Consider the following 5,723-nt stretch of genomic DNA (forward strand, 5'->3'; position numbering starts at 1 on the left):
GGTAAATGACGTATTAATAGGAGTTGATGTTTGAATAAAGTGTTCGCCAGTGTACTCGGCCGTGTTTCAACAGAATCAGCCGATAGCAGTTCCTTTGCCATCAGCGTTTTCTGCGAGTCGAGCGCAAGTCCGCTCCAGGCCTATCGCAGCCTGTCATGGCTGACCAAATAGACCTCGGCGGACAGTCAGGACGCTAGCGTCAGGTTTCGGATCGATGAGCCGCCCAGTGTTTCATCTCTTCGGCAATGAAGTGGTTCACCAGGTCGCTGTACATCTTCTCGATGGCATCCGGGCTCAGGCCCTCGGCTTCGGCCCATTCGCGTCGTGTTGCCAGCATGGCCTTGAAACGCTCCGGAGCGCGCACCGAAGTCACCGAGGTCTTGAACTTCGAGGCGGCCAGCACGTAGTGAAAACGCTTGCCCAACAGCTTGATAACGGCCTGGTCCAGGGCGTCGATTTCGCGTCGGATATCTTCCATGCCTGCACACTCTGCGGGCTGCAACTGATTGATGACTTCCATGTAGGTGACTCCGTTTGTTGAAAAAATCGTGGGATTCAAGTTTTGATTTTACGACGGCTATGCAGCCTCGCGAGCGCTGATAAATTCGATGAGTGCTTTCAAGGCGGGTGGCACATGGCGCCGGCTTGAGTAGTAAAGAAAGAACCGGCTGGGCGGTGCTTTCCACTCCTGGAGTATTTCTCTGAGATGCCCGTTCCGGAGATCGTCGCGCACCAGCTCCTCGTAGACATAGGCAATACCAGCGCCGTCTTTCGCTGCCTGGATCATCAGCGCATCGTCTTCCAGAATCAGCGGGCCGGTGACGGATAACCGTATCGGTTGACCGTCGGCTTGATACTCCCAGGCGTAAAGTTTGCCACTGGGAAAACGCCTGGCAATGCACGCATGGTCGAGCAAGTCGCGGGGGACGTGCGCGGTTCCCTTCGCGGCCAGATAAGCATCCGCGGCTACGGTCACGAACGATTGAGGTGCGCCGACAGGGACTGCGATCATGTCACCGGCCAGGCTTTCACCAAAGCGGACTCCAGCGTCAAATCCCTCATTGACGATATCGGTCAATCCATCATCGGTGATCAGGTCCAACTGAATACGTGGATACATGGCCACGAAGGGCGCCAGCACTTTCGCAAACACGATGCGAGCCGCCGGACGCGCCACGTTGAGGCGAAGTTTGCCAGTGGGCACTTCCTGCATCGAGGTCAATTGCGCCAATGCATCGTTAACCTGGTGCAGGCTCGGGACCAGCGTCGCCAATAGCTGCTGGCCGGCCTCGGTCGGGGTCACGCTACGAGTGGTTCGGTTCAGCAGTCTGATGCCCAAACGTGCTTCCAGCGCTCGCATTGCGTGACTCAACGCGGAAGCCGAAACGCCACGTTCGTCGGCGGCCTTGCGAAAGCTGCGATGGCGAGCGACGGCGGCAAAGGCGTCGAGTTCAGAGAGATCGGGGTGATGACTCATGAGTTTTGTTCAGTAGTTCAAATACGATTACCTATCTTATCGTCATGAGACCTCTGCCGGATACTTCCTCCATCATTCGTGGAGAGGTGGCTATGCAAAACAATCGTCTTGGATCATCGGATTTTCTGATTTCACCGATTGGCCTGGGAACCTGGGCAATCGCCGGCACCGGCTGGGAGTACAGTTGGGGAGCGCAGGATGACAAGGACAGCCTGGGCGCACTTGAATATGCCGTCGAACGCGGCGTGAACTGGATTGACACCGCTGCGGTTTATGGCTTGGGCCATGCAGAGCAATTGGTGGGGCAATTGCTGCGGCGGGTGCCGGCGTCACGGCGTCCTTTGGTGTTCACCAAAGGCAGTTTGGTCTGGGACCCGGTCACGAAGAAGATTTCGCATTCACTGGCCCCTCAATCCTTGCTCGCCGAGATCGACGCAAGCTTGCGCCGGCTTCAAGTCGAGACGATCGATCTTTATCAGATCCACTGGCCTGCTTTTCCTGCCGACGCCAGCAGTGAAGGCATTGAAGTGGCGCTTTCGGCTTTGGCCGCCGCGCGCGATCAAGGAAAGATCCGCGCGATCGGTGTATCGAATTTCGATGTCGCTCAACTCAAGCGGGCGCAGGAGGTGACAGAGATCGTTTCGCTCCAGCCGCCGTACTCGGCCTTGATGCGGGACATTGAGCAGGACGTTTTGCCATTCTGCGAGCAGGCCGGGATGGGGGTCCTTGCCTATTCCACGCTTCAATCAGGGCTGCTTTCCGGCAGCATGACGCGYGAACGCATTTCGCAACTGCCCGAAGACGATTGGCGCAAGGCCCGAAGTGCTGATTTCCAGGAACCCCGTTTGAGTGCGAACCTGGCATTGGTTGACGTCATGGCACGTATTGGAGAAAGGCACGGGGTGAGCGCTGCTGCGGTCGCCATCGCCTGGGTACTTCGCAAGCCGGTCGTGACGGGCGCCATTGTCGGAGCCCGCCATCGTGCGCAAGTAGACGGGCTGATTGCAGCCCTGGAGTTGCGCCTCAGCGCTGCGGAAATCGATGAAATTCGACCGTTCCTGCCGGCGGGCATGGGAACAAATGTCCCTGGTGCCGCCTGACACTATTGAGAAGAGTATGAGTGTTCAGTTTTGCATACTGAACGTAGGCGTTCGATGGGTAGCAGAGCGGTCGATCAAGATCGCAATGCTACCCACCACAACACCGATCAAGCCCGGCGGCGCGGTCAGCACCACCATCCACATGCGAGAGAAGTTCTGCAGTTGCAGCATAAGTGACGGCAGTTTCGCTTCGATCTCCTTGAGCAACGGCCGGATCTGCTGCGTCACCGATACACCTTGCTATCAGTTTTTGCACTCCGCCATCACCACATGACAGGTCGTCGGCGTGCCACCGGATTGGCCGGCATAGCGTATGCAGTTATCCATGGACTTTTGGCGAGCCTTGTCCAGGGTGGAGCCCCAGGCCAGGCCGCCCTCGCCAGCAGTGGGTAGCGCTTTTGCATAGCAACTTGAGCCTGCGCTTGAGTCTGCACTTGAGGCCGAGTAGCGGGCCGTGGAAGTTTTGCCCGCACAGCCCGCGGTCAGGGCCAGGTTGATGACGAGCAGGGAAGGGAGGATCCATGACGAACATTGGCGTGCTGTTTTGCCGATCATCCCGTTTCCCCTGTATCAAGAGGTTGGAGGCGTGTTTGTGGTCGTGTTCTATTCAGATTAGACGGTGTTACGCCTGCCTTGGTTAAAACGGCTCGTTAAATAAACGAGCCGTTGTTGTGAAGGTGTTCAGCGGGGCAAGTGCATGGATGTCAGATCACCTCAAAGGTGATCCGCATCAATCACAGCCTTGGCGAACGCCTGCGGATCTTCCTGCGGCAGGTTGTGGCCGATGCCGCCGCTGATCAGCCGGAACTCGTATTTGCCGGTGAAGCGCTTGGCGTAATCCTCGGGGGCCGGGTGCGGCGCACCGTTGGCATCGCCTTCAAGGGTGATGGTCGGCACGCTGATGGAAGGCGCCGTGGCCAGTTTCTGCTCCAGCGCTTCGTATCGGCTCTCGCCCTGGACCAGGCCCAGGCGCCAGCGGTAGTTGAACACGGTGATGTCGACATGGTCGGGATTTTCCAGCGCCTTGGCGCTGCGGTCGAAAGTGGCGTCGTCGAACGCCCATTTCGGCGAAGCCAGTTGCCATATCAACTTGGCGAAGTCGTGGGTGTTTTTCTCGTACCCGGCGCGACCGCGATCGGTGGCGAAGTAAAACTGATACCACCACTGCAATTCAGCCTTGGGTGGCAGCGGGTTCTTGCCGGCCGCCTGATTGCCGATCAGATACCCGCTGACCGAGACCAGCGCCTTGACCCGTTCTGGCCACAGCGCCGAGACGATGTCGGCCGAGCGTGCGCCCCAATCGTAACCACCGAGCACGGCTTGTTTGATCTTCAGCGCATCCATGAAGTCGATGACGTCACTGGCCAGTGCAGCCGGTTGGCCATTGCGAACTGTTTTATCGGACAGAAAATGCGTATCGCCATAGCCACGCGCATACGGCATCAGCACTCGATAGCCCTTCGCGGCAAGCAACGGGGCGACCTTGTCATAGCTGTGAATGTCGTACGGCCAGCCGTGCAGAAGAATCACCACTGGCCCATTAGCCGGGCCTGTTTCGGCGTATGCCACGTCCAGCAGGCCGGCGTTGACATGCTTGAGCGGGCCGAACGGGGAGGGTGTTGCATGAGTGGCACCAGCATTGACCGAGGTTGGCTGCGCCGCGGTGGTCGTTTGTGCGTGGGCCGCACCGAGAGCGCTGAACAGGGTAAACGCGAGGATCGACGAGCCGACCAGGCGGTGGCGGGTTTTGCCGGTTTTGTTCTGCAGTGCCATCTTCATGTGATGTCTCCGTTGCAAGTCGTTGGCCAGGGATCTGGCTGAGCCCCTTGAAACCTTGCTTGCATTTGAACGTAGCGACGTATCTGGTCTGTGTCGAATCGCAGGCCTGGTGAAAAATCATGTATCAAGAGGCTAATCAGACACACTGTGATACATAAGGAGAGATCTCGGTATCAAATCGCATGTCTGAAAAAGGTGGGGCCATTGAAATTAAAGTTCAGCCACGTGGATGTTCTCGTCAAAGACCTTGAGGAAGCGTGCAAGTATTACGCCCGTGTCTTCAGCGCCAGAATTTCAAAGACACTTGATTGGCAGCGCGACGGTTTGCATGTGCGCTATGCGATCGTCATGTTTGGTACGGAGCGCCTTATGCTGGTGCAACCGTTTACCGGAAATCTCAAGGCTCTGATGGACGCCAACGGCGAAGGCACCATCTACCGGCACTGCTATTCCACACCGGACATCGAGGCAGCCTACGACGAATTGATCGACGCAGGCGTCCAGCCGGAAGATGAGAACGGCAAACCGCTGTCTCGCGATAACCTCCAGACGCCAAGTGGGACACGCATACTCTGGTTACCGAAACGCTTCGGGCATTTTTCTATTGAGTTGCTTGAAGAGAAAGAGCTGGAGGCATTTATCAAGGAGGCATTTGCCGAGGAGGGCTGAGGGAGGGCGCTCGGCATTGCCACGCTGACTAGCCGACTGGTCCAGGCTCTACGTGGTCACTGCGAGCGGATGTCGAGACTGACCCCCATAAACCGTGGCGCTAAGGAAGAGCGTGGGCCATCGACTGTCGTAGAGTGGAATTTTGCTGGTTAGCGCCATGGTGCTTCTTCATTGTGTCCACTGGCAACAAACTATGGTCGCTTGCTCCCGACAAAATAAAAAACAGCGCTGAGTAGGAAAAACACTATGCCAGCGATGATCAAACCGTACAAAAAGTAATGCTCATGGGGCGTTAGGTATACAACCGAACCGTGCGTATCCAGCGGGTAGGTTTTTCCACTTTGAAGATCCGGCGTTCTCAGTCCGTGAGCATCAAAGTATTTCCAGGCAAAAAATGAAGAAAACCAAAAGCCTAAGGCCAGTACTCCCACGACGCGTTTAAGTGCATTCATTCTCTCGTCTCCCAGATTTTGTATCGCCAGATTGCCTCTGATTACAGATTGATCTTGTGAGCCGCTATCGGTATATCCCTCTCCTTCGGTGGTTTCGTCTTTTAATTGCAGCGTAGAAGATAAAGAAGATGGACGCGGCGTGCTCGATGGAGAATGTAATAAAGAAAAAGTTGTCAGTCATTGGGTGCGGCATAGAAGTGATTATTGTGTAAGCTTCCATTTGTCCGAATGTCACTGCGAAAATGG

At 56.4% G+C, this 5,723-nt stretch carries 8 protein-coding genes; 2 read left to right on the forward strand and 6 right to left on the reverse strand.

The annotated features are described in order from the left end of the window. Positions 1-199: 199 nt before the first annotated feature. Positions 200-520 carry an isochorismate lyase gene (locus AC1DLB_RS19435; RefSeq protein ID WP_111454019.1) on the reverse strand — a complete coding sequence of 107 codons (321 nt, stop codon included), beginning with the start codon at positions 518-520 and terminating at the stop codon, positions 200-202. Between the two features lie 57 nt (positions 521-577). Then, complete coding sequence (locus AC1DLB_RS19440) at positions 578-1,477, reverse strand: LysR family transcriptional regulator (RefSeq protein ID WP_018925615.1); 900 nt, start codon at positions 1,475-1,477, stop codon at positions 578-580. A gap of 92 nt (positions 1,478-1,569) precedes the next feature. Between AC1DLB_RS19440 and AC1DLB_RS19445 the strand changes: the two genes are divergently transcribed. Continuing rightward, entirely contained in the window at positions 1,570-2,577 is a 1,008-nt protein-coding gene (locus AC1DLB_RS19445; protein WP_258612333.1) for an aldo/keto reductase, read from the forward strand. Between the two features lie 24 nt (positions 2,578-2,601). On the opposite strand, the gene AC1DLB_RS19450 is transcribed toward AC1DLB_RS19445, so the two are convergent. From AC1DLB_RS19450 to AC1DLB_RS19460, 3 genes are all read right to left on the reverse strand, one after another. After that, positions 2,602-2,805: a hypothetical protein gene (locus AC1DLB_RS19450; RefSeq protein WP_477743667.1), complete on the reverse strand. Its 204-nt coding sequence runs from the start codon at positions 2,803-2,805 to the stop codon at positions 2,602-2,604. A 15-nt stretch (positions 2,806-2,820) separates the two neighbouring features. Then, positions 2,821-3,132 carry a hypothetical protein gene (locus tag AC1DLB_RS19455; protein WP_477743666.1) on the reverse strand — a complete coding sequence of 104 codons (312 nt, stop codon included), beginning with the start codon at positions 3,130-3,132 and terminating at the stop codon, positions 2,821-2,823. A 159-nt stretch (positions 3,133-3,291) separates the two neighbouring features. Then, positions 3,292-4,356 carry an alpha/beta fold hydrolase gene (locus tag AC1DLB_RS19460; RefSeq protein ID WP_477743665.1) on the reverse strand — a complete coding sequence of 355 codons (1,065 nt, stop codon included), beginning with the start codon at positions 4,354-4,356 and terminating at the stop codon, positions 3,292-3,294. A 204-nt stretch (positions 4,357-4,560) separates the two neighbouring features. On the opposite strand from AC1DLB_RS19460, the gene AC1DLB_RS19465 reads away from it, so the two are divergent. Beyond that, positions 4,561-5,025, forward strand: a complete 465-nt coding sequence (locus tag AC1DLB_RS19465) for a VOC family protein (RefSeq protein WP_086945144.1) — start codon at positions 4,561-4,563, stop codon at positions 5,023-5,025. 191 nt (positions 5,026-5,216) lie between these two features. Here the strand turns inward: AC1DLB_RS19465 and AC1DLB_RS19470 are convergent, their stop codons facing one another. Continuing rightward, the gene (locus AC1DLB_RS19470; RefSeq protein WP_064618677.1) at positions 5,217-5,477 is read right to left on the reverse strand and encodes a hypothetical protein; all 261 of its coding nucleotides are present in this window, start codon (positions 5,475-5,477) and stop codon (positions 5,217-5,219) included. Positions 5,478-5,723 lie beyond the last annotated feature (246 nt).

The organism is Pseudomonas sp. 05N434 (genome assembly GCF_056396965.1).

Excerpts from the sequence above, each read along its gene's own strand:
- AC1DLB_RS19435 (WP_111454019.1), bottom strand. The coding sequence starts at position 520 with ATGGAAGTCATCAATCAGTTGCAGCCCGCAGAGTGTGCAGGCATGGAA.
- AC1DLB_RS19440 (WP_018925615.1), bottom strand. The coding sequence starts at position 1,477 with ATGAGTCATCACCCCGATCTCTCTGAACTCGACGCCTTTGCCGCCGTC.
- AC1DLB_RS19455 (WP_477743666.1), bottom strand. The coding sequence starts at position 3,132 with ATGATCGGCAAAACAGCACGCCAATGTTCGTCATGGATCCTCCCTTCC.
- AC1DLB_RS19460 (WP_477743665.1), bottom strand. The coding sequence starts at position 4,356 with ATGAAGATGGCACTGCAGAACAAAACCGGCAAAACCCGCCACCGCCTG.
- AC1DLB_RS19470 (WP_064618677.1), bottom strand. The coding sequence starts at position 5,477 with ATGAATGCACTTAAACGCGTCGTGGGAGTACTGGCCTTAGGCTTTTGG.